This is a genomic window from Agrilactobacillus yilanensis (assembly GCF_003946725.1).
GTDB lineage: Bacteria > Bacillota > Bacilli > Lactobacillales > Lactobacillaceae > Agrilactobacillus > Agrilactobacillus yilanensis.
Genome location: NZ_RHOY01000001.1, coordinates 1 through 23,359 on the forward strand (window position 1 = coordinate 1; position 23,359 = coordinate 23,359).

Sequence of the window (23,359 nt, forward strand, 5' to 3'; positions counted from 1 at the left end):
ATCGTTGACTCCAGACTAGAATTGGCTAAAGAATTAGGGGCAACCCACGTTATCAATAGTAAAAATGAAAACGCTGTGGAAGCTATCCGTGAATTAACTGGTGGCTTTGGCGTAAACTACACCGTAGATACAACTGGGATTACATCCGTAATGGAAGATTCCATTGAAGCGTTAGCTCAAGGCGGCGTTTCTGCATGTATCGCAGTTACACCAAATCACATTGATTTGGATACTTGGAACAGCCTTTGCGTCAATGACAAAGCAGTCATTGGGGTTAACATGGGGGATTCTATTCCACAAATTGACGTACCTCGTTTGATTCGCTTCTATCGTCAAGGCATGTTTGATTTCGATAAGACGATCAAATTCTATAAATTTGAAGATATTAACGAAGCCAATGCGGACTCCGGTAAAGGGGTTACAATCAAACCTGTTTTAATCATTGATGAAGATTACAAACCTGGGGACTAATTTCTAATAAACACAATCAATCTTTAACTAACAAAAAAAGGACAGGATCAAAATTTTGATCCTGCCCTTTTTGTTACACGCTTTTTCCTATTATGCTTGAACGACGATGTTATCTTTTGTGCGTAAAACGGCGGTGTCTAACTCTCCGGTATACTTAGCAGTCAATACACCTGCTAAAATACTGTCGTTTACATTTACTAAAGTTCTGGCCATATCTACAATTGGGTCAATGGCAATAATCACAGCCATGATGCTAACTGGTAAATTCAAAACGCCTAAGACCATCAATGTTGAAAAAGTGGCCCCGCCACCGACGCCAGCAACCCCAAAGGAAGCGATAGTGACCGTTAAAATAAGACTCAAGATGAATTGCGGTGATAAGACATTAATACCTACAGTTGGTGCAATAATCGTTGCAATCATTGCGGGATAAACACCGGCACACCCATTTTGACCAATCGTTAAGCCTAGGCTACCTGCAAAATTAGCAATTGTAGAAGGTACGCCCAAAGATTCTGTTTGAGTTTTGATATTCAACGGTAATGTCCCTGCACTCGTCCGTGAAGTAAAGGCAAAGATAAGTGCTGGCCAAGCTTTTTTATAATAAAGTACTGGATTAATCCCATTGGCAATCAAAATAATTGTATGTATTATCAATACAATAAATAATGCGACATAGGCTGCAACAATAAAGATACCTAGATTACCAATCGCTTGAATACTATTTGTTGCTGTTGCGCGGGTCATCAAAGCAAAAATACCATAAGGCGTTAGCCGTAAAACTAAAGTGACAATTCGGCTGACGATCGCATGAATTGCTTCAAATCCAGTTGCAAAAGTTTGTGCTTGTTTTGGTTCTTTACGCCGAATACCTAAATAAGCAATACCCGTGAATACTGAGATAATAACGACAGCAATCGTACTTGTCGCCCGAGTTTCAGCAAAATCTGAAACAATATTTGTTGGAATGAAACTAACAATTTGACCTGTTAAAGTTAGCCCTTTTAATTCAGTTTGGTGTTCCTGTAAAACGGCTAAGCTACTTTTAGCAGCAGTCGCCCCATCAATAAATTTAGCCCCCTGCAAATTAAATGCTAATACTGAGCCAATGCCAATTAATGCTGAAATAGCAGTTGTCACTAATAAAAGGCCTAAAACACTGGACGTTATTTTTTTCAGATTACCGGCATCCTCTAATTTAATAAATGCGCCAACCAACGACACAAAAATCAAAGGAATGACTAACATTTTTAACAAACTTACATAACCTGCACCTACAATATTTAACCAATCAATGGCCGTTGTTAAACTTTTATTATCTGTACCTAATGATAGCTGTAAGATCAAGCCAAAGCCAATCCCTAATAATAGCGCCAAAAACACACGCTTTGTAAACTTCACATGCTTACGTTGCAGCCAAACTAAGCCGCCTAAAATAACTGCACTTAAAACAACAATTAGAACTGTTAACCAAATACGCATCATCTAATCCTCCTGAGATAAACGTATATCTAAAGTTATTTTTAGGCTTCACTTTTAAATTTATATCAACCTAGAAAATCAACTTCTGATTACGTCTTGTTAATAATAAAATTGGTAAAACACTGGGACATTGGACAATCCAACGGGCACCGCCTCCTTGAAAACAAAAAAGAGCCGTCAACTAAGTGCACTAAACACCTAGTCGACAGCTCTTTCGTAAAAAGTCTGAATTTCAACTCAGTTTTTTAACTGAATATTGTCAAAACACTTCAAACTGGAAAGATGTACGTTGAACTAGGCCAGCACACATTGTGGCTTGCATCATACAACAACACATCATTTCATTAGTTTGAATTGCAGACATAAAATTCATTCCTCTCATCGTTATTTAATGTTTTCAGTTTAGGCGCCCATTTCCACATTGTCAAGAAATTTTTTTAATTTTCTGATTTCTAATCATAATTTAAACTTTAATTTCCTAACGAATGATTTGAAAAAATATAGCAATCTATTTCGATAGCTAACGAACGTTTATCCTAATAGCCTCAACGATTCACGTTATTTGTCAAAATTCTATAAATGCCTATTTTAGACGAAATTGACATCTCTTATTAGATTTGATATTTTTTTCAATGCTACAATTTACGAATTTAATCGGAGGCACTTATGTCACTTTATCAAGCACTGCAACTCAGTCCCCTCGTTTTAAAGCAGCATTTAAAGCATGCTAAAAATTATAAAGAAACAGCTTATATTTATGGTGTTTTAACCCTTCGAAGCACCCTATTAATCGCCTTTGCAATTCTCTTCATTGCTGGATTGAATTACTATTTTGATGAAGCTAATAGTAGTGTCGCCGTTAGTTTATTTTGCATTTTATTGGGCATTCGATTTGTACCTTATGGCTATAATATCAAACACAGCTTAGGTGCCATGACTTTCAGTTTTATTTTAATGGCTGCTAGTAGCTACATCAATAGTCTAAAACAGCCCTTACTCTATTTCTTCATAAATTTAATCTTTTTACTGCTGATTTTAATCTTAACCGCCGATGAACCCATCATGGGCAATGCCGGTATTTATGTTTTTAGTTACCTTTTTATTAGTAATACACCCGTCAACGGCCATTTAATGCATCTACGCCTATTAGAACTAGGCTTAGGTCTGATTATTTGCGGTACCATCATGGTTGCGAAACATCGGCAAAAGGATCCACAGCGGCAAGTTCAAACACTATTTCAAAATTTCACTCTAAAAGATGCCAAATGTCGCTGGCAAGTTCGTTTAGCTTTAGGCGTCAGTCTTGGCCTATTTCTTGGCCAACTATGGCACCTGCCTCGAGTTGTTTGGCTAGGCTATGCCTGTATGTCTGTCTTATTGCCAAATTCAGATGAAATCAGAGGTCGCGTTTGGCTGAGAATTGGTGGTGTCATTTGCGGCTCTTTGCTATTTGGCCTGATTTACAAACAGTTACCTAGTGCGCTGACACTGCTCATCGGTCCGATGGCTGGTTTTTTAATTGGTTATACAGCAACTTATTTCTTAACAACTGTTTTAAATTGTTTTGGAGGATTAATGTTAGCAACAACAATTTATGGCGTTGATCATTCCATCCTTTTTCGAATCCAAAATAATTTTATTGGTGCTGTTTTCGCCGCTGCATTTTGCCTAATTTTCAACTTAGTACACCGCTTTATTGCTAACAGACATAAAACGTCTCTCAATCCATAACTTGTTTCAGACGTTGCACTAACGCTTCAATTAACGCAGGATCGTCATTAGGCATCGCTGCTCTGTGCCAATGCCCACCTAATGTTTCAACCTGTTTTGCTAGTTCAATATCTAAATCATAATTAATTTCTAAATTGTCATTAATAAATCCGATTGGTACGGAAAGAATCTGCTTCACAGTGCCCTGGGTCAATACTTGGGCCACCACATCAGTTAAACTTGGACCAATCCAAGGCTCTGCCGTTCTACCAGCGGACTGCCAAGTGACAGTGTAGTCTGCTGCATTTAATTGCGCAAGCTTTGCTATCGCCGCTGCGTTTTTCAGCACATTTTGCGAATAGGGATCATCAGCCGCCGTTTTTAAAGGCAATGAATGGGCAGAAAAAATCACCTTAGTTGTCTGTTGAGGCAAAGCAACCTGCAATTGTTGAATTTGCTGTGCCCAAAATTTTTCCAGCGTTGGCATCTGATCAAAACCATTGACCTCATGATACTGAACTTCTGGAAATACTTTTAGACTCTGTCTTGCTACTTGATGATAATCTTTGGTCGAATAAGTAGAATAATGAGCCATTAATGATAACCCATAAACTTCTTGATAACCCGCTTGTCCAATTTCCGCGGCAACGTCCTCAATAAACGGCGCAATATGCCGTAACCCTAAAAAGACTGTCACTGATGTGTCTGCCATAAAGGCCTGCCGCACACCGGCTACTTGGGCCAACGTGATTTCTGCTAAAGGTGACGTGCCACCAATAGCGTCATAACGCCGTTGTAACGCCTCTAAAAGTGCCGCATTCGGCTGATGGCCATGCCGAATATGCGTGTAATAAGGCAAGATATCCGCTGTCTCATTAGGGGTCCCAAAGGCCATCAATAAAATTGCTACTTTTTTAGTAGACACGTTCTTTGAGACTCCTTTCAAGGGGCATTTTAACAGTTACAATCGCACAGGCAACTGCAATAAAGATAATTACGATAAACATATTCCGATAAGATGCAAGACCCATGACGCCGTCTTTTGCACTCAGCTGTAAGACAGTGGCAAATAATAGCGGTGCAATCGTGACCCCTATTTTTTTCATTGTGGATAAACCACCGATGGCCTGCGCATGATCGCTTGGATCCGCCAATCGCCCAGCAATGACTTGTAATGGTGCAGACATTAAACCACCTAAACCAATCCCAAAAATAAAGGAAAAGATCATAAACATTCTTAAACTACTCAATGTTAAAGCAATTAGCAAACTAGAGCTGCCAATCACCAAACTAGACCATAAAAGTGCACTGCGGATTCCGCGTTTGTCTACCAGCACGCCACCTAAATAAGAACCTAAAATACTGCCGACCCCGGTGCCCACAAGGACCATCCCGGATAATCTAATCGGCAGTCCAAAAGTTGTATGCACAAAAGTTGGAATATAAACAAATACAGAGAATAGCATGCCGCCCAAAGCCCCTAACAAAATAGTTAAAGTATAGGCTGGTTTTTTTAATAAATGCAGCGGCAAGAAAGATAAGTGGTTTTGATCCAAACGCCGTTCAAAACGAATAAATAATTCACCACTAATCAAGCCAACTACAAGTAAAATCAAAATTAAAAAGGCATAAGTATTAAAGTGCTGGGCAAAAGTTAAAGCTAACATCAAACTAGATAAAGCTATTGTAAACGTAATAATGCCTAAATAGTCTGTTTTTTTGCCAGGTTGTCCCGGCGTATTGTCCAAAAAACGCCAAGCTAATAATAGTAAAATAACCAATACTGGTAGCATCAAGCCATAAAATAAACGCCAGCTGCCAGAAATGCCAATTGAAATACCCGCAATAATTGGTCCAAAAATGGCCGATAATCCGGCAATAACACCGATGATAGAGACTTTTCGACCTTGTTGCTTTTGCTTCGCTACGGCCAAGACAGCATTAATCGACAGTACAATAATGCCACCATCACCTAAAGCTTGAACTAAACGACCGCCTAGCATGACATAATAATTAGGTGCTGTAAACGTGATCAAACTACCGATAAACCATAAAATAAGTTCTGCTAAAAATACTTTTTTTGTACCATATAAGTCCGAAAGATTCGCAGCAATCGGCGTACCGATTACTAACCCTAAAGTGTATAAACCAGCAACCCAGGAAGCGCTAATTGAAGATAATTGAAAACTACGTGTAATTGCGGGCAGCAATGAAGAAACCGCACCACCATCCATTTGTGTAATAAATACAGCAATTGCATACAGCCAAATCGGTGTCTTAGTCTTTGCTTCTGTCATCTACATCTGCCCCCAACTGATTCAAAAATAAATTTTGTAGTTTGGCTTGATCTAAGTAGGTCCCAACAATAAAATATGGAAATTCACCATAAACTGAACTTGCTTCGTAATAACGCATCTCAGCAATGATTTTTTTGAACATTAATGGCTCTTGGGCAAACAAAGTCACACCCCATTCATAATCATCTAATCCAATAGCGCCTGTGATAAACTGCCAAATTTTGCCTGCATAAGTCCGCCCTACGACCCCATGTTCATGCATATACTGTTGCCGCTGTTCATAAGTCAACGTGTACCAATTGGCATCTGGCAGACGTAACTTAGACATTGGATAAAAACAAATATAGGGTTCTTTAGGTAGTTCAGGTTTCAAATGTGCCTCTACATAAGCCCAACCTTTTTCAGATGTGGGCTTTCCTGTATAAGTTCCGACTTCGGTTACGGAAACGAACGAATTTGCTTTATATAGGTTAAAAAATAATGGTAACTTATCTAAATTTGTTTCCAATTCATTCAACTCATCCAGCGTCTCTCTTAACACCATCAAACCCAAATCTGCCTTGTGTCCCGAAACATTAAATAAATAATGACTCCCTTGATGTTCCTGTTCAAATACCGTTAGTGCCTTTAGAAATGCTTCAAACTGCTGTACCTGCTGTTGCTGTGTGTCTTGTGACTGTTGCGTCCAGCTCCCCCAATCAATTTGCCAAAAGAGATGTAAACAGTACCAACCTTCTAATGTTTCTACCGGTTTTTCCATCAAAAGCCTCCCTATTAAAATAATTATAAATAAGACCTATGAATACTCCCAATTAAGAAAGAATCCATATTATTAGTTTATAGTAATAACTTTATTTAATGCAACTAGAAGCACTCGCTAATTCAAGATAAATTAAAAAAGGACTTGTTAAGAATAGTCCTTTTTAAGTTAATGCTATTTTGTCTTAACTTTATCAAATAAGTGTAGCTTAGCAATTCGTTGACAAGCTTCGGTAAACCGTGGTTCATCAATCAACAGGCCTACACGAACATAGCCTTCCCCGCCAGCACCAAAACCAGTACCTGGCGCAACAGCCACACCTGCTTCATCTAATAATAAGTCGGCAAATTGTTCACTTGTGTAACCTTCTGGTACCGGCATCCAAGCATAAAATGACCCACCTGACGGATAAGGTTCCCAACCAATAGCCCGAGCAGCAGACCAAAATTCATTGCGCCGTTTTTCATATAAAGCCACTAATTTGTGCACCGTACTTTGATCACTATCTAACGCTGTAATACCAGCATCTTGAATTGCTGGGAAAATACTGACAAATAAATGATCTTGAATTAAATTAATCGCTTCAATAATATCCGCATTCCCAGCTGCAAATGCCACACGCCAACCGGCCATATTATAAGATTTGGAGAGTGTATACATCTCAATCCCCACCTCTTTAGCACCTGGTGTCTGCAAAAAGCTCACCGGTTTTTGACCATCAAAGCCAATGGCACCATAAGCAAAATCATGGACAATACCGATTTGCTTTTCTTTAGCGAAAGCCACCGTTTGTTCAAAGAATTCTGAGTTTGCCACTGCACCGGTTGGATTATTAGGATAGTTTAAATACAGAAATTTAGCTGCTGCCGCTACTTTAGGATCAATTTCATTATAATCTGGTAAAAAGTTATTTTCGGCTTTTAATCGGAAGAGTTCCAATTTAATTTGTGCCAACGAAACACTGGACAAATAATCTGGATAACCCGGATCAGGTAACAACAATGTTTCTCCAGGATTCATCAAGGCTAATGGTAATTCCACCAGACCCGTTTTAGAACCACCTAAAACGGCGATTTCTTTTTCTGGGTCTAAATCAACACCATATTCTCGTTTATAAAAATCAGCCGCAGCCTTTTTAAATCTAGGCATCCCTCTGAACAAAGAATACTTATGATTCTGTGGATTTTCAGCAGCCTGTTTCAAACTGTCCACAATAAATTCTGGTGTTGGTTGATCTGGATTACCTTGACCTAAGTTAATGACATCTACGCCTGAAGCTGCCTTTGCATTAACTTTACTAACTAAATTTGCAAAAAACTGCTTTGGTAGTTGCTGTAAAATATCTGATTCTGGAAAATTCAAAGAAATTACCTCCTAAGTAATGGTAAAACAGTTAAAATTTATATTTCTGACAAACTAAGCCCGGGTGAAATGACTGGCTAACTTATCACCAAGCCACTGTACAACTTGAACAATGACAACTAAAATCACAATAACAACAATTAAAACGCCTGTTTCGTAGCGATTATAACCGAACTGAATGGCTAAATTCCCCACACCACCAGCACCAATTGTCCCGACCATTGCAGAATAGCCTAGCAAACTGATTAGAGTTAGTACAAATCCCCGAATTAAAGACGGTAACGCTTCTGGGAAGAGGACTTGACGGAAAATCAACCCAAAACTGGCTCCTGTGGCACAAGCTGCCTCTACAACACCTTGATCCACATCGGTAAAAGAACCCTCTGCCAAGCGCGCATAAAACGGAATTGCCGCGATAGATAGTGAAACTGTACCGCCCATTGGGGTATAAGGGTCACCTGCTAAAACACGTGCCAGTGGAATTAAGACAACCATCAAAATTAAAAATGGAAAAGAACGAATGGCATTTACAATGAAGCCCACAGTAGCATTAACCCAAGGCTTGTAAGAAAAAAGCGGATTAGAGAAATAATATAAAAAGATCCCAAATAACGTCCCTAAAACAACCCCAATAATTCCAGAAATTAAGACCATTTCCGCCGTTTCCCACAACGCCTGTCCTAAATTCTGCTGTAAAATTTGAATGGTTTCACTCATAATGTCACCGCCCTTACATAATCAACTTGTGCTTTAAACTGCGTAATAGCTTGCTGCACCGCACTATCTTCTCCAGTTACAAAAACTGCCAATACCCCAATTGCTCTAGACTGAATATATTCAATTCGGCCCTGCAAAATATTCACATCAACCCCTGTTTCAGTAGCGATCTTCGTAATGATTGGATCCAAAGAATCCTCACCGCGATAACGTAATGACAATAATTGCCCCGGCGTTTTTCGCAGTTTAAATCGAACTTCATCAGGCACTTCTGTATCTAAGAATCGACCGACTAAACGTTGACTCATAGCTGACTGAGGATCTGCAAAAAGATCATATGCTGTCGTTTGTTCAACAACTTTACCATCTTCCATGACTGCTACCCGATCAAATAACCGCTTGGCTACCTCTAGTTGATGGGTAATAAAGACAATTGTGATATGCAGGCGCTCATTAATATCTTTTAAAATCTCGACAATTTCTTCAGCAGTTTCCGTATCCAATGCACTCGTTGCTTCATCACAAAGTAAAATATCTGGATCATTGGCTAGTGCGCGCGCAATCCCTACCCGTTGCTTTTGGCCCCCGGATAACTGCCCAGGATAATTATCCAAACGATCGGCTAAACCTACAAGACCTAATAACTCATTAATTCGATCGGCTTGTTTCTCTTTTGGATAACCGCCGGCTGTAAGGGCAAATGCAATATTTTGGGCAATTGTCCGATTAGCAACTAAGTTGAAATTTTGAAAAATAAAGCCCATTTTTTGTCTTGCCTGGGCTAACCGTTTTTTAGAAGCTTGCGTTATATTGACACCGTCCACAATAACATGCCCGGATGTTGGTTTTTGTAAACCGTTAATTGTTCTCACTAAGGTAGATTTGCCAGCCCCGGATAAGCCGACAATGCCAAACACTTCTGCTTTTTCGATAGATAAAGAAACATTTGAAACTGCCTTAATGGCTTGGGCATGATCTTTAAATACGACAGAAACATCATTGATTTCAATTTGACTCATTTATAAAACTCCTATTTCCATGAGGCTGGTTTTTGAAAATCCTTAAATTCAGACTTTGCAATAGCTTTCTTAAAGGCTTTGCTCTTCAAAACACTCGTAACTGCTTTACCAAATTTTGTATTTTTATCCTTTGTCCGTACTACAAAAACTTCCATGTAATCTTTACTGAGATGTTCTAATTTCAACGCACTAGATGGTTTTAAATTAGCATTCCATGAATAGTTACCAGGGATTAAGGCAATTGTCACTGTGCTACGTGATTGTGGTAATTGTGCTGCATCCAAAGTCTTAAATTTTAAATTTTTAGGGTTCTTAGCAATATCATCAATACTAGCTTTGGCAGAATTGACGTTTTTCTTTAATGTAATCAACTTATTTTTTTCCAATAATTGCAATGAACGTAATAGGTTAGAAGGATCGTTCGCAATCGCTACAGTATCCCCAGATTTTAGATTTTTCAAAGACTTAATTTTCTTAGAATAGATCCCCATCCCCAACGTTGGTGTCTGGCCAACAGCAGTTAACTTCAAATCATTGGCTGAAGCAAAGGTCTTCAAATAAGCAGTATGTTGGAACAAGTTAGCGTCAATTGAACCTGAATTTAAGGCTTTATTGGGTTGAACATAATCATTAAATTCCTTAATTTTGACATCGTAGCCTTTTTTCTTCAACAAAGGGCCAATAACATCTTTGGCCATGTCTCCATAAGGCCCTGGCGCAACCCCAATTGTTTTAGTTTCTGCTGCTTGTGCTGTTTGTTGCCCAGCAAATGCGCCTAACGTAATACTACTAACTAATGCCGCAAAGCATAAAATAATTTTCTTACTTATCTTCATAATTGATGATCCCCTTAAAATATATTAATTAAACTGTATTAAAAAAATAATAATCATTAGATTTTTATCATCGAATAAAAAAAGTCCCTTGCAAGCTACAATTGTAGTTTACAAGGGACGAAATTATTTCGTGATACCACCCAAATTTGTGTCAAAAAGACACCTCATCAGCACCAACATGCCTAGAATTATAACGGATTCTCCCGTGAATTGAGCTTGCACTCGCATCAAGTGATTTGGAGCTCATCTTCGCCAAAATTTTCAACCTGCTCTTTCAGCCTAGAAGCAGTCTCTTAAGAAGTACTTTAATGGTTACTATTCTCCGCAACACCATAACAATTAATATTTAATGATACGTTTAATATGAATCTAATAGTAATCTAATAGATTAAAATTGTCAAATTAAACCGTTAAAAATTTTTTCTTCCTATAAGACAAATCAATACTAAATGTAGCTTGATAATTTCTAATAGTCGTTGTAGAATTACAACTTGTAGAAAAATAGAGAATGGAGGTCCTATTATGAGCCGCAAGCGCTTGGATCACGAACAGATTATCCAACAAGCTCAAGAGATTGTTTATAATGACGGCGTTGTTGCCTTAACGTTTCAGCGGCTATCTAAAGACTTAGATATTCGCTCACAATCACTTTACAATTATTTCAAAAACTTGGATGATTTGGTTGAGCAGCTGGGTGCACGCTTTTTAGAAGATCTGTACCAACAATTAATTGAAGGTCTTATTGGGTTGTCGGGCAAAGCTGCCTTTCAAAAATATGCAGATATTGCCCATACCTACTTTGAGAGCCAACATAGATCTGTCGAACTGCTTTATCAAGTTCATACTTATGGTACAAAAAGTGAATTCTATCTAGCGATGGCTAAGATATTAGATTTATTAAATACACTTGTTCATAGTGTGACATTAAAGACTATGGATGAAGACGCATATGTACAAACTTTAATTAGTTCAGTTTTTGGCTTTATCGTTTTAGAAATTATGGGTTTCTTGCCGACCGATGAAAAAAAACGGCATGAACAATTCCGGCAACTATTGGAATTGCAGTTGAGCGAAATCAAAACGAATTAATTGAATAACTATTTTTAGGGAGCATCTACAATTTATGATTAAAAATGAATGGAAGTTTATTGGCCACAATCGGCTAATTTTAGTCTCAGTCATTGTAATGACGATTATCCCCTTTTTATATTCGATTTTCTTCTTAAAATCGGTTTGGGATCCTTATGGCAACACTCAAGATTTGCCAGTAGCTGTCGTTAACAAAGATAAAGCCGTTAAATATAATGGTGAGACTTTAAATGTTGGGAAAGAAACCGTTAAAAAATTAAAGAAAAATAAGCAGCTTGGTTGGCGTTTTGTTTCCGCTAATGAAGCTAAAGTGGGTATGAAAGATAAGAAGTATTATACAATTATCACGATTCCTAAAGATTTTTCTAAAAATGCAGCAACTTTAATGAATAAGCACCCTAAAAAAATGGTTCTGAATTACAAAACTAATGATTCTTTGAACTATATTGGTGAAGTCATCAGTAGTGTGGGTGTGAGTGGTTTAGACAAACAAATTCGCGCTGCGGTCACTAATGCTTATGCTAGTGCTATGTTTGATCAGTTACATGTTATTGGTAAAGGCATGGGTCAAGCGGCCACTGGAGCTTCACAAGTAAATACTGGCTTAGTTACTTTAAACAATGGCTTAAATCAGTATACAGCGGGCGTTTCTCAAGTTAATGATGGTGTCCAGACGCTCAGTGTTAGTGTTTCACCACTAGCAACCGGCGTTCAGCAATTAGCAGACGGCTCTAATAGTCTGGCAACTGGTTTAGGGACCTATACAGCAGGCGTAGATACTTTAGCCGATGGTATTAGTACTCTAAATGGTAGCACCGGAACCCTTGCCAGCGGTGTTCAGCAATTAGCCGATGGTGGCACACAACTCCAAAGCGGCCAACAACAATTAACAGCTAATTCCAGTACTTTAAACAGCGGTAGTGCACAAGTTGCTGACGGCTTAGCTCAAATGGCAGCCCAAACATTACCATTAACAAGCAGTGTTAATCAATTGACTTCTGGCTCAATGCAGTTATCTAATGGTTTGAACCAGTTAGAAACCGCACTATCTGCCAGCAATACTCCAACACAGCAAGCGCAAATAACGCAATTAACTACCGCTTTACCACAAATTAACAGCGGTCTACAACAATTAAATCAAAGTTTACAAGGTAGTTCTAGTACAACCAATATTGCGGGTGGTTTAACGGATAACTTGACGGATATTGGTAACCAAGCACAAACATTAGGCGGCTATTTAACAAGTGCTGGTCAAAGTTTGAGTAGTATTCAAGCTGCGGCCAGTGGTGCAAATACCGATACAACTTCTGAAGCCAGTGCAATAACTGCACAAATTGTTAGTGCTTTGACAAATAGTGGCACCCAACTATCCGATGCGGATCAAACAACTGTTTCAACCGTAATCCAACAAAGTTTAGCAAGTCAAACAGCGAATACAAGTTCTGATATTACGAGTGCGCTGCAAAGTATCGCTGCTGATTTACAAGCAGCTGGTACTGCCAATCGAGCAATTGGTACTAATTTACAAGCCATTCAAACAGCTGCACCGCAATTACAGCAATTGAGTGGCCAATTAACGCAATTACAAACGAGTGTTAATCAACTAGCAACGGCTTCTAACCAAGCTTTACCTGGTGCCGTTCAAGCAATTACCCAATTAAATAGTGGCTTAGCTAGTGTCCAAACTGCTTTAGCTGGTTCTGGCAATCAAACCGGTTTGACAAGTGGTGCCAGTCAGTTATCCAGTGGTTTAACCCAATTAAATGGTTCTGTACCAACGTTGACGAGTGGTATCAACCAATTAAGTACCGGTGCCACTCAAGTTAATTCTGGTGTACAACAATACACTGGCGGTGTTGATCAGTTAGGTTCTGGCATCAGTCAGTTAACCACTGGTTTAAGCCAATTAAATAGTCAAGTACCAACGTTAGTTAATGGTGTCAGCCAATTAAATGATGGCGGTCAAACATTAAAACGTAATAGCAGTACTTTAAATAGTGGTGCCACTCAATTAGCCAGTGGTATTGGCAGCATGAATGCCCAGATTCCAACCTTAATCAGCGGTGTTCAAACATTGAGTTCAGGTACGAGTCAACTTGCTGCCAATTCTGCTGATTTAACTGATGGCAGTCAAAAATTAACAGATGGTTCTAAGAGCTTAAAGACAGCTTTGACGACTGGTGCCCATGAAGTTAACGGCATCAAGACTACAAGCAAGACTGCCGATATGTTTGCGGCGCCAACCAAAACAAAACATAGTTACTATAGTCGCGTTTCCAACTATGGTCATGCTTTAGCACCTTATGTTTTATCCGTTGCCCTTTATGTCGGCGCTATCGTCTTCAACTTTGCTTATCCAATCCGTAAAGTTTCTAAGACAGATGGTACTGCCGCCCAATGGTTCCTCAGCAAAGTCTGTGTCGGTGCCGTTGTAGCCGTGGGTATGGCCGTTATCGAAGCTACTTTCATTATCATTGCCGGCTTAGATGTTGACCATGTTGTCCAATTCTATCTCACCGCCATATTATTCGCCTTGACGTCCATGTTCTTAATTATGTTCTTGTCGATGACGTTTGATAATCCAGGCCGTTTTGTAGCGATGGTTATCCTGATGCTGCAATTAGGTGGTTCAGGTGGTACCTTCCCAATGGAAGTTACCAATGGCTTCTTTAATGCCATTCATCCATTCTTACCAATGACCTATTCCATTAACGCCTTCCGTGAAGCAATCACCTCTGGCTTAGGCAGTAACACCGTCTTCGCCTCATGGGGCACATTGCTGATCTTCTTAGCCGTTAGCCTCGGTTTATTGTATTATGGCATGCGTATCTTACAAAAGATCCATGAATCTAATTTTATGGTACCTTCTCAATTGGATGATAACCAAAAATTACAAGACCTTGAAAAATAACAGAGCGTGAACCAACACGGGCTGATTTCGTAATATAACCTAGACTTGGTAGGTAGTCGCTGGCGACTAACAACAAGGCGTAGTTATATGTAGAAATCAGTGTTGGTGAGCGCGTTTAGAGCGTGGACTAGAGCGGGAAAGCTTCGAGCACTAACCTAGGCTAACGCCGTGAGCGATTTTCACTTACAAGTTAGGCGTAGTTAGGTGAGAACTTTGCTCTAGTGAACGCGTTTCAGATCCGGAGCATGAACTAGAGCGGGAAAGCCTCGAGCACTAACCTAGGCTAACGCCGTGAGCGATTTTCGCTTACAAGTTAGGCGTAGTTAGGCGAGAGCTTTGCTCTAGTGAACGCGTTTCAGATCCAGAGCGTGAACTAGAGCGAGAAAGCCTCGAGCACTAACCTAGGCTAACGCCGTGAGCGGTTTTCGCTTACAAGTTAGACGTAGTTAGGTGAGAGCTTTGCTCTAGTGAACGCGTTTCAGATCCAGAGCGTGACAAAAAAACGAGCACAAAATAAAAGCGACATAAGCCCGAATTTGGCTTGTAAATAAGGCTCAATTTTATAAGAAGTCATAATATTTCATATAATTTATGAATATTATGGCTTCTTTTTTCGTTTCAAAAAGTGTAAAATCTAATTGTAAACGATTTTATATTGTTACAGACTTCAGAAACCAACATTATGGAGGAACCTCATGAAGAACTCTAAAAATATTATTTTAATCGGCGATGGTGCCATTGGCTCTAGTTTCGCCTTTAACTGCCTAACTTCTGGTATCGGCAGAAGTATCGGTATCATAGATATTAATATGAAACGCGTCCAAGGGGATGTGGAAGATTTATCCGATGCCCTACCTTATATTTCACAACAGAATATTTACGCCGCTAACTATAGTGACTGTCGCTATGCCGACTTAATTGTTATTACTGCTGGTATTCCCCAACGACCTGGCCAGACAAGATTGGAATTACTTCAAAAAAATGCCGCAATTGTTAAGGATATTTGTAACCAAATTACAAACAGCGGCTTTGATGGCATTATTTTACTAGCCAGCAACCCAGTGGATATCTTAACTGAATTGGTTGTTCAAACAACTGGCCTACCAAGAAATAAAGTTCTTGGCTCTGGAACTGCGCTAGACAGTGCCCGTTTACGTTCTGAAATCAGTCAACGTTTTAACGTAGATGCCCGCAGTGTCAGCGGTTATATCTTAGGTGAACATGGTGATTCAGAATTCCCTGTTTGGGATTATACCGCTATTGGTGGCAAACCCATCAAACAGTGGATTCCTGAACAACGGCAAGAAGCTATGTTGAATGAAATTGCGGATTCCGTAAAAAATTCAGCTTATAGTATTATCGAACAAAAAGGTGCAACCTTTTATGGTATTGCCGCCAGTTTAACTCGAATTACCGCTGCTATTTTGCATAACGATTTAAGTCCATTTGCCATGTCCATTCATTTAAATGGTGAATATGGTCTAAGCGATGTATCTATTGGTGTACCTGCCATTATCGGCGCTAACGGCTTAGATCGCATCATTGAATTAGACTTAAATGAAACCGATATGAAAAAACTTTGTGACTCTGCCAAAGTATTAAAAGAATCTTTCAAATCCATTCAATAACCTTAATCTCTAACAAGCCAACTGCTTATCCTAGCGTTGGCTTGTTTTTTTGACTAATAATTTCGTTACAATATCAAATCTTTTAGTGCTATGATTTAAGAAAATACTTTTTTATATTTAGAAGGTGACAGTTTGGACGACGAATCACGGCGCAAAGGGCCATGGCGTCGAAATTTAACCGTTTTATGGTTTTGCACTTTTGTTGCTGGCGTGGCATTTAGTGAGATTATGCCTTTTTTGTCATTATACGTAGGCACAATGGGAAACTTTTCACGTTCACAAGTCACTATTTATAGTGGTTTAGTTTATGGTGCCACTGCATTAGTCACCGCGATTGCTTCACCGTTATGGGGAAAATTAGCGGATAAAAAAGGCCGCAAAGTTATGCTATTACGCTCTTCTTTAGGCATGGCCTTTGTTTTTGCAATGATGGGTTTTGTGCATAATGTTTGGCTGTTAATTTTACTTAGAGCAATTCAAGGTATTTTCGCCGGCTATATTCCTAATGCTCAGGCCCTGGTCGCTGCTCAAACGCCAATGGCCAAAAGCGGTGCAGCACTGGGTACTTTAACAACAGGTTATACAAGCGGAATGTTATTAGGTCCGGTTATCGGTGGTGCCTTGGCCCAACTCTTTTCCATTCGATTAACCTTTATAATTACCGCAATTTTATTAGTTATCACCTTTTTAATGAGTTGGGGTCTTGTCACTGAACAGTTTGTTCCAGTTAAACTTGAAGGTAATCAAAAACAAAACTATAACTTGCGCGCTTTACCAAATGCGCGCCTTATCTTTATCCTTATGTTATCTACAATGATTATCCAGTTAGGTAACAATTCCATCGCCCCAATTATTAGTCTTTATGTTAAAGAACTAATGCATCATCAAGGGTCAGTAACCGTTGTTGCAGGGATTATCGCAGCTTTGCCAGGCATTTCAAACATTATAATGGCGCCTAAGTTAGGCCGTTATGGGGATGCCCACGGTTCTGGAAAAGTCTTGTTATTTGGCTATCTATTCGCCATCGTCATGTATTTCCCCCAAGGTTTAATTTTAAATGTCTGGGTTTTAGGCTTTTTAAGATTAATGGTTGGTGTTTCTGATGCGGCTCTATTTCCTGAAATTCAAACACTCCTAACTAAAAATAGTCCCGTAAACATGACCTCTTACATTTTTAGTTGGAACCAATCATTCCAGTCTCTAGGCAACATGTTCGGCTCATTATTAGGTGGTTTTATTGCAGGGATCTTTGACTACAATGCCGTTTTTATTACAACTGCCCTACTCCTCCTAGTAAACTTCATCCTATTGTGGCGCTTCGCACCAGAAGTCCGGTTAAAAAAAGCGTGAACACTAACCTAGAATTATGAAATAAGTGCACTTCGCTTATGAATAATTCGTAGTTAGGTGAGCGTTTTGCTCTAGTGAGCGCGTTTAACAAGCTACAATTTTGATTCAAATTAATGCAAAACATAACAAAACAGCCAGATCAAAAGTTAACTTTTGATCTGGCTGTTTCTTGCCTTCATCCAATGACAAAGGTCTTTTTAATTCAATAGGTTTGGCACCAGAGGCTATAATAACATAATTTCCCTCAGTTCACAAACTTATTTTCAATAGCGGATTGATGAACGCTTAAAATATCACCCCACTGTTTTCGAATTTTACACTGAGGCTCATATAAAATTAACTTGAAAAATTCTTTAGATAGTCAACCTATGCGTCAAAGTTACGCCTATCTCAAACAACTTATACATTACAAATAAATAGCGAATACCCATCAGAAATCAACTTTCTGATAGGTACTCGCTATTATAATTTTAATTTGTTTATTAAGCTTCAGGTGCTGGCATAAAGTCAGGTGCTGCTAAACCACCAAAACGATAGTCTGGTAATTTACCAGTTGGGTTTTTAACAACTAATTCTTGGTTTACAAAACCATAAATGCAGTCATCCCCTAATTCACGGCCATACCCAGATTGTTTAATCCCACCGAATGGAATTTCAGGTAAAGAACTCAAGAATGTATTAACAAAAACCATCCCTGTTTCAATTTTAGCAGCAACTTCAGCCCCATGATTTGCATCACCACAGAATAACATACCACCTAAGCCTAGGTTAGAATCGTTAGCTAATTCAATAGCAGCTGCTTCATCTTTCACTTTGTAAACTTGTGCAACTGGCCCAAACATTTCTGCAAAATAAGCCGGGTTGTCACGGTCAATATCCGTTAAGATAGTTGGTTGGAAGAATTGGCCTTCTAAATCTACTGGTGTATTACCATAGTGAACTGTTGCGCCAGCGGCAATTGCTGCGTCCACTTGTTTTTGTAAATTATTTTTATTTTTCTCAGAGCACATTGGTGCCAATGTTGTTTCAGGATCCATTGGGTCACCCATTTTGGCACTGGCAAATTGTTTCGTCAAATTATCCAAGAAACGATCATAGTTCTTTTCGGTAACGATGAATCGTTTTGCGGAAGTACATACTTGACCACAGTTGAATAATCTTACAGCCGCATTGACTTTTTCAACTTCATCCATATTCGCATCGTCTAAAACGATAAAGGCATCATTACCGCCTAATTCCATTGTGGATTTCTTCAAGTTCTTACCTGCTGCTGCGGCAACTGCCCGGCCACCACGTTCAGAACCAGTTAAGCAAACACCTTGAACGCGTTTATCTGCTAAAACTGTATCAATTTGATCATAAGCTAAGAATAGATTTTGGAAAGAGCCGTCTGGTGCACCGGCTTTTTTAACAGCCTCTTCAAAAGCTACAGCAGAGCCCGGTGTGTTGGAAGCATGTTTTAATAACATTGGATCCCCAGCAACGAAGTAAGGGGCAAATACCCGCATAATTTGATAATATGGGAAATTCCAAGGTTCAACAGCTAATAATACCCCATAAGGCCGGTTCAAAACTTCAGCTTGTCCAGCTGGTGTTTGAATCGTCTTTGGTGCTAATAACCGTTCAGCATTGGTTGCATAATATTCAGCGATATCTGCACATAAGGCAACTTCACCTAAAGCTTCTTTATAAAGTTTACCCATATCTTCTGTCAAAACCTTTGCCAATGCTTCAGCATCATCTGTAAATACTTTTGCTAAGCGGTGTAAGACATCAGCTCTTGGTTTAATGGGATCATCACGCCAAGACTTATATAAGTTATGGGCCTTCGTAATCGCGGCCTCTACTCGTGCATCTGTACTATTATCATAGGTCTTTACTGTTTCATTTGTAAATGGATTGACTGTTTTATATGCCATACTCAAAAACCCCCTGAATAATATTTATACCAAAGCTTTGGTTTATCTTATTCTATGATTAGAAATGTGTAAGCGCTAACTTTGATGACCCAATTGTAGCAAGTGCTGGTGCTATAGTCAAATGTTTTATTTTTTAAAAACGGACCAATTGTAAGATTGATTACTTTATCGTTATTCAAAAGACTATATATGACGCCTTAATAAATAAATAGCGTGTCATATTGTTACACAATTCACAATGAATTTTTCTGTACTAATATATTATGGCTTTCGATTTCGATAAAAACGGATAATTAAAAAAGCCACTAAAACCAATGTCCAAATAATTGTCCATAACCAAGCCCATGGCCGATCTGCAAAGGGTAACCGCACATTCATGCCATAAAATCCAGAAATAATTGGTGGGATCATTAAAATAATCGACCATACTGTTAAAAACTGCATTGTATCATTCAACCGATTATTTAATAAATTGTTATAAGAATTAACAACCCGATCCACCACATTTGTAGCAATCTGGGCCATTTCTAAAGCCTGCTTACTTTCTACGATAGCATCCCCTAAGCGTTCATGCTCGTGAGCTTTTAAATGTAAATTATCATTTTTGGAATTCGAGGCTAACCGCAATTGCTCTAGGGCGATGACATTGTTATTACAAGCTGTCGTAATATAAACGAGACTTTTGCTTAAACCCGTTAACTGATTAATCGCATCATTAGTGGGGCGTCCGGCAAGATTTTCTAGATCGCCACGAAGCTCATTAATATTGTCAATCACATCAAAATAATGATTGGTCATCCTCAAAAGACATTCCGTAATGATTGCAAAATTTGATTTTAAAGTTTTTACTTTCACAAGACTTATAATTTCTGAAATTTCTGTTATTAAAAAAGCTTCTTTTGCCAGATTAATCGTCATTAAATTTGTTTCATTAAAAATAAAAGCAATTGGTGCTGTTCGAAAGCGTGCCGCTTCTGCTGAAGCAATGCCACGAAAAACTAACAGCCAATAACCACTGGTCTCATCATACTCTAAACGAGCACGCTCTCTTTGATCTTGGATGTAAGGTACAAATTTCTTAGGCATTTGATATTTTTCAAAAGTGGTTGTCCCCTGGTCAGCATCTATTTGATCTAAGTCGATCCACTGTTGTTGCTCGGTTACCGTAGTTACTGTCATCACAATCACTCACTTTTATGGCGAGATTTTAAAATCCCAAAAACAATGATTAAAACAATGCCCAGTCCTAAAACGACCAGACTTAGCTGAACAAACTGGTCCGCCGCTGCCCCTAACCAACTTTGAACAACTTCTTGGAAATATTGGCTGTATGTGGCGCTGACAAAGGACACTTGACTATTAGCTTTGAAAAATAGTGAAGCTAAGCCGGCTAATGCACCAGCAATGCTAAGCCCCCAGCCTAAATACCACCAACCACGGATGAGGGGATGATTCAACAGTAAGATCATTATTGCTAAAATGATGCTTATAATTGCACCAACATACATTACAAGGTTGACGATCGTTTGAATTTCAGATAGTCGCTGCCCCACTTGATTCGCGATCGGCTGCATATTGGTATCCACATAGTCCTTTAGATTTTGCGTTACTTCTGAAACGATACTCGTACTTGTAATGCCAAAAGTTTGACTTAAAGCATCGTTTACTTTGTCACTTGCCGCATCTTGAATAAGCTGCGTTGGAATGGGATCTGTTTTGTTTTCATAAAGATTGGCAACCGTCTGATTCACAACTTTGGTGATGGTTGTATCATCAATCAAGGCGCTCGTTACTGTTTCCGATAAACCGGTATTTTGACTCATTTGATTTAATAGCTGCCGAGTTTCTTGGACAACAATCGTTTTATTACTGGATTGATTAAGCACCGATTTTGTAAAATCTTCACTCAATACTGTTCGATTCGTCAAATAACCTAAAATGAATAGACTAAATGTTAACGAAAAAATGATAGATAATACTCTGGAAAGGCCTTTATGCTTTGGCCGAATTGCTTTTGTAGGCATATCGTCAGCTCACTTTTTATAGAATAGCTCTAGTATATCATCTTCTGACAAGGGGAATATGTTATAATGAAGTCCCTTGGCAGGGGCAATATCTGAATATTCAGAACTTTGAATATTCAAAAAACGCGTCATTGAAGCAGCTTGAGATAACTACTTCAATGACACGTTTTTAATTTCTAATCCATTTAATCTAGCAAATCTTACCGCCAAGATTTTCCATCTCAGTACTGCGGCTTTGATCTGTTGCCAATGAAGCAGTGACAACGTTCACCACATCTACAGCACCATCTAAAATACCACTATCATCCTTTAATAACAAACTGGCATTGCGGTAGTCTAAATTTAGCCCATTACTTAAATAGTCTAATTCGCCATCTGAAGTAAATAACTGATAGCCCATATTATTAGCCATCGGTATATTATAATCCGTATCCTGTTGGTCGCTGACCACTAATTGGAATTTATTCCCAATCGCGCAAGTCCCACCAACTTTAGAAAACTTACTTGAACCATCATCAGTGGCTAAAAATACAATTGCCCCAGGTTCAATCTTTGTTTTTAGATACGCTTCGGCAGCTGCTTTAACGTTAAGTTCCATAACCATGACCCTCCTTGAGTAAGCCTATATTATAATCACAAATAAATTGTGTACAATTAATTTGTATCTTTATTTTAGCCTGTTTCTTTCAAAAGGTCAAGTCTTCAGTTCAAACTATTTCAGTTTAATTACCCGCAGCCTTTTTTAGAACAACTACCTTTTCGTTAGCTGATTCAGCAGCTAAACTTTGTTGCCGAGTGTGTTCTGCCAAATGAACTAAGTGTGTCAAAAAAGCATGTGTCTTAGCTTCATAGTGATACTTTTGGCCCATTTTGACTAAATAGCCATTAATATAGTCGACTTCAGTTGGCCGATTTTTGGTCATATCTTGATACATTGATGGATAATGCAATGGGTTGGCAACGGTGCTAACATAATTAATAGAAGCCATTTCCTCTTCTCGCGTATTTAGCATTGTCACGCCCATACGTTCAGCCACATCATAGGCTTCATCCACAAGTTGCCGCGATAAACTATCGGCACCTTGATAATCCGCATATTCACCCATTGTGATTTCAAACAAAGTACATAACGTGTTGACCACTGAATTAAAGACCACTTTCGCCAATAAAGTACCCATAAAATTCGTCGTTAAGTTCGGATTAAAATTGGCTTTTTTTAGTTGCGCCACTAATTTGTGGGTCATCTCATCCGGCTGTTCGGTATAATTGGCTAAGTTCATCGAGCCTGCGCCGGGTTTTCCAACAAAATCTACTTCCCCAGGGCCGTCTAGAATTGTGGCTACTAAAGCCGTCCCGGCCACAACTTTTTCAGGTTTGAAATAATTTAGTAGTTGATCGACATGCCCCATACCGTTCATGCAAGTTAAAACATATTGTTTATCATTAAAGAAGTGTTGGCAACGTTTTAACATATCGGCCAATTGCATTTGCTTCATAAAAAAGATAAGCACATCTTGATCTTGTTTTTGATATTCTTCAGGATAATAAACGTGTACTGGTACTAAATGCCGTCCTTGATGATCTCGATTGACATAAACGCCACCTTGAGCCTTCATTTTATCTACGTGGGGTTGCCAAGCATCTACAAAATCTACCTCATTTCCAGCTTCTTGTAACAAAACACCATAACGCAAACCCATGGCACCGGCACCAACAACTGTAAATTTCATAATATAGATCCCCTTTAAATTAGATTATTACAAATAAAAAAGTCCTTTATATAT

Annotated in this window: 19 protein-coding genes; 6 read left to right on the forward strand and 13 right to left on the reverse strand. The window is 38.9% G+C overall.

Features of this window, described 5'->3' with window-relative positions:
* Positions 1-471, forward strand: a 471-nt coding sequence (locus EKM93_RS00005) for a zinc-binding dehydrogenase (protein ID WP_164506934.1), incomplete at its 5' end; no start/stop codon positions are given.
* 90 nt (positions 472-561) lie between these two features.
* On the opposite strand, the gene EKM93_RS00010 is transcribed toward EKM93_RS00005, so the two are convergent.
* A complete protein-coding gene (locus tag EKM93_RS00010; protein WP_125712324.1) occupies positions 562-1,953 on the reverse strand; it encodes an L-cystine transporter in 1,392 nt (463 codons plus the stop codon).
* A 666-nt stretch (positions 1,954-2,619) separates the two neighbouring features.
* Between EKM93_RS00010 and EKM93_RS00015 the strand changes: the two genes are divergently transcribed.
* Entirely contained in the window at positions 2,620-3,684 is a 1,065-nt protein-coding gene (locus EKM93_RS00015; protein WP_125711774.1) for an FUSC family protein, read from the forward strand.
* On the opposite strand, the gene hemH is transcribed toward EKM93_RS00015, so the two are convergent.
* The 7 genes from hemH to EKM93_RS00050 form a co-directional block, all read right to left on the reverse strand.
* Positions 3,674-4,588, reverse strand: coding sequence for a ferrochelatase (hemH, locus tag EKM93_RS00020; protein ID WP_125711776.1), 915 nt, complete (start codon positions 4,586-4,588; stop codon positions 3,674-3,676). The genes EKM93_RS00015 and hemH overlap by 11 nt on opposite strands.
* Positions 4,578-5,960: an MFS transporter gene (locus EKM93_RS00025; RefSeq protein ID WP_125711778.1), complete on the reverse strand. Its 1,383-nt coding sequence runs from the start codon at positions 5,958-5,960 to the stop codon at positions 4,578-4,580. The genes hemH and EKM93_RS00025 overlap by 11 nt, the downstream gene beginning before the upstream one ends.
* Positions 5,941-6,720 (reverse strand): hydrogen peroxide-dependent heme synthase, encoded by a 780-nt coding sequence (gene hemQ / locus EKM93_RS00030; RefSeq protein ID WP_125711780.1) that lies wholly within the window; start codon positions 6,718-6,720, stop codon positions 5,941-5,943. The genes EKM93_RS00025 and hemQ overlap by 20 nt, the downstream gene beginning before the upstream one ends.
* Before the next feature lie 174 nt (positions 6,721-6,894).
* Positions 6,895-8,082, reverse strand: a complete 1,188-nt coding sequence (locus tag EKM93_RS00035; RefSeq protein ID WP_125711782.1) for a pyridoxal phosphate-dependent aminotransferase — start codon at positions 8,080-8,082, stop codon at positions 6,895-6,897.
* A 54-nt stretch (positions 8,083-8,136) separates the two neighbouring features.
* Positions 8,137-8,799, reverse strand: coding sequence for a methionine ABC transporter permease (locus EKM93_RS00040; protein ID WP_125711784.1), 663 nt, complete (start codon positions 8,797-8,799; stop codon positions 8,137-8,139).
* Positions 8,796-9,818, reverse strand: a complete 1,023-nt coding sequence (locus EKM93_RS00045; protein WP_125711786.1) for a methionine ABC transporter ATP-binding protein — start codon at positions 9,816-9,818, stop codon at positions 8,796-8,798. Before EKM93_RS00045 ends, EKM93_RS00040 begins: the two co-directional genes overlap by 4 nt.
* Positions 9,819-9,829: 11 nt before the next feature.
* Complete coding sequence (locus EKM93_RS00050) at positions 9,830-10,654, reverse strand: MetQ/NlpA family ABC transporter substrate-binding protein (RefSeq protein WP_125711788.1); 825 nt, start codon at positions 10,652-10,654, stop codon at positions 9,830-9,832.
* Between the two features lie 522 nt (positions 10,655-11,176).
* Between EKM93_RS00050 and EKM93_RS00055 the strand changes: the two genes are divergently transcribed.
* The 4 genes from EKM93_RS00055 (at position 11,177) to EKM93_RS00070 (ending at position 17,632) form a co-directional block, all read left to right on the forward strand.
* On the forward strand, positions 11,177-11,743 hold the full coding sequence (locus EKM93_RS00055; protein ID WP_125711790.1) for a TetR/AcrR family transcriptional regulator: 567 nt from the start codon (positions 11,177-11,179) through the stop codon (positions 11,741-11,743).
* Between the two features lie 34 nt (positions 11,744-11,777).
* Positions 11,778-14,654, forward strand: coding sequence for a YhgE/Pip domain-containing protein (locus EKM93_RS00060; RefSeq protein WP_125711792.1), 2,877 nt, complete (start codon positions 11,778-11,780; stop codon positions 14,652-14,654).
* A gap of 695 nt (positions 14,655-15,349) precedes the next feature.
* Entirely contained in the window at positions 15,350-16,282 is a 933-nt protein-coding gene (locus tag EKM93_RS00065) for an L-lactate dehydrogenase (RefSeq protein ID WP_125711794.1), read from the forward strand.
* Positions 16,283-16,414: 132 nt separating this feature from the next.
* Positions 16,415-17,632: an MFS transporter gene (locus tag EKM93_RS00070; protein WP_125711796.1), complete on the forward strand. Its 1,218-nt coding sequence runs from the start codon at positions 16,415-16,417 to the stop codon at positions 17,630-17,632.
* Positions 17,633-18,114: 482 nt separating this feature from the next.
* On the opposite strand, the gene EKM93_RS00075 is transcribed toward EKM93_RS00070, so the two are convergent.
* The 5 genes from EKM93_RS00075 to EKM93_RS00095 all read right to left on the reverse strand — a co-directional run bounded on the left by EKM93_RS00075 (position 18,115) and on the right by EKM93_RS00095 (position 23,305).
* Entirely contained in the window at positions 18,115-19,551 is a 1,437-nt protein-coding gene (locus EKM93_RS00075; protein WP_125711798.1) for an NAD-dependent succinate-semialdehyde dehydrogenase, read from the reverse strand.
* Between the two features lie 261 nt (positions 19,552-19,812).
* Positions 19,813-20,730: a magnesium transporter CorA family protein gene (locus EKM93_RS00080; protein ID WP_125711800.1), complete on the reverse strand. Its 918-nt coding sequence runs from the start codon at positions 20,728-20,730 to the stop codon at positions 19,813-19,815.
* A 5-nt stretch (positions 20,731-20,735) separates the two neighbouring features.
* Positions 20,736-21,575 (reverse strand): hypothetical protein, encoded by an 840-nt coding sequence (locus EKM93_RS00085; RefSeq protein WP_125711802.1) that lies wholly within the window; start codon positions 21,573-21,575, stop codon positions 20,736-20,738.
* 190 nt (positions 21,576-21,765) lie between these two features.
* Positions 21,766-22,173 carry an iron-sulfur cluster biosynthesis family protein gene (locus tag EKM93_RS00090; RefSeq protein WP_125711804.1) on the reverse strand — a complete coding sequence of 136 codons (408 nt, stop codon included), beginning with the start codon at positions 22,171-22,173 and terminating at the stop codon, positions 21,766-21,768.
* 124 nt (positions 22,174-22,297) lie between these two features.
* Positions 22,298-23,305: a ketopantoate reductase family protein gene (locus EKM93_RS00095; RefSeq protein ID WP_125711806.1), complete on the reverse strand. Its 1,008-nt coding sequence runs from the start codon at positions 23,303-23,305 to the stop codon at positions 22,298-22,300.
* Between the last annotated feature and the right edge of the window lie 54 nt (positions 23,306-23,359).

Excerpts from the sequence above, each read along its gene's own strand:
- EKM93_RS00010 (WP_125712324.1), bottom strand. The coding sequence starts at position 1,953 with ATGCGTATTTGGTTAACAGTTCTAATTGTTGTTTTAAGTGCAGTTATT.
- EKM93_RS00065 (WP_125711794.1), top strand. The coding sequence starts at position 15,350 with ATGAAGAACTCTAAAAATATTATTTTAATCGGCGATGGTGCCATTGGC.
- EKM93_RS00055 (WP_125711790.1), top strand. The coding sequence starts at position 11,177 with ATGAGCCGCAAGCGCTTGGATCACGAACAGATTATCCAACAAGCTCAA.
- EKM93_RS00015 (WP_125711774.1), top strand. The coding sequence starts at position 2,620 with ATGTCACTTTATCAAGCACTGCAACTCAGTCCCCTCGTTTTAAAGCAG.
- EKM93_RS00095 (WP_125711806.1), bottom strand. The coding sequence starts at position 23,305 with ATGAAATTTACAGTTGTTGGTGCCGGTGCCATGGGTTTGCGTTATGGT.
- EKM93_RS00045 (WP_125711786.1), bottom strand. The coding sequence starts at position 9,818 with ATGAGTCAAATTGAAATCAATGATGTTTCTGTCGTATTTAAAGATCAT.
- hemQ (WP_125711780.1), bottom strand. The coding sequence starts at position 6,720 with ATGGAAAAACCGGTAGAAACATTAGAAGGTTGGTACTGTTTACATCTC.
- EKM93_RS00075 (WP_125711798.1), bottom strand. The coding sequence starts at position 19,551 with ATGGCATATAAAACAGTCAATCCATTTACAAATGAAACAGTAAAGACC.
- EKM93_RS00040 (WP_125711784.1), bottom strand. The coding sequence starts at position 8,799 with ATGAGTGAAACCATTCAAATTTTACAGCAGAATTTAGGACAGGCGTTG.
- EKM93_RS00080 (WP_125711800.1), bottom strand. The coding sequence starts at position 20,730 with ATGACAGTAACTACGGTAACCGAGCAACAACAGTGGATCGACTTAGAT.
- EKM93_RS00050 (WP_125711788.1), bottom strand. The coding sequence starts at position 10,654 with ATGAAGATAAGTAAGAAAATTATTTTATGCTTTGCGGCATTAGTTAGT.
- EKM93_RS00090 (WP_125711804.1), bottom strand. The coding sequence starts at position 22,173 with ATGGAACTTAACGTTAAAGCAGCTGCCGAAGCGTATCTAAAAACAAAG.
- EKM93_RS00025 (WP_125711778.1), bottom strand. The coding sequence starts at position 5,960 with ATGACAGAAGCAAAGACTAAGACACCGATTTGGCTGTATGCAATTGCT.
- EKM93_RS00060 (WP_125711792.1), top strand. The coding sequence starts at position 11,778 with ATGATTAAAAATGAATGGAAGTTTATTGGCCACAATCGGCTAATTTTA.
- EKM93_RS00085 (WP_125711802.1), bottom strand. The coding sequence starts at position 21,575 with ATGCCTACAAAAGCAATTCGGCCAAAGCATAAAGGCCTTTCCAGAGTA.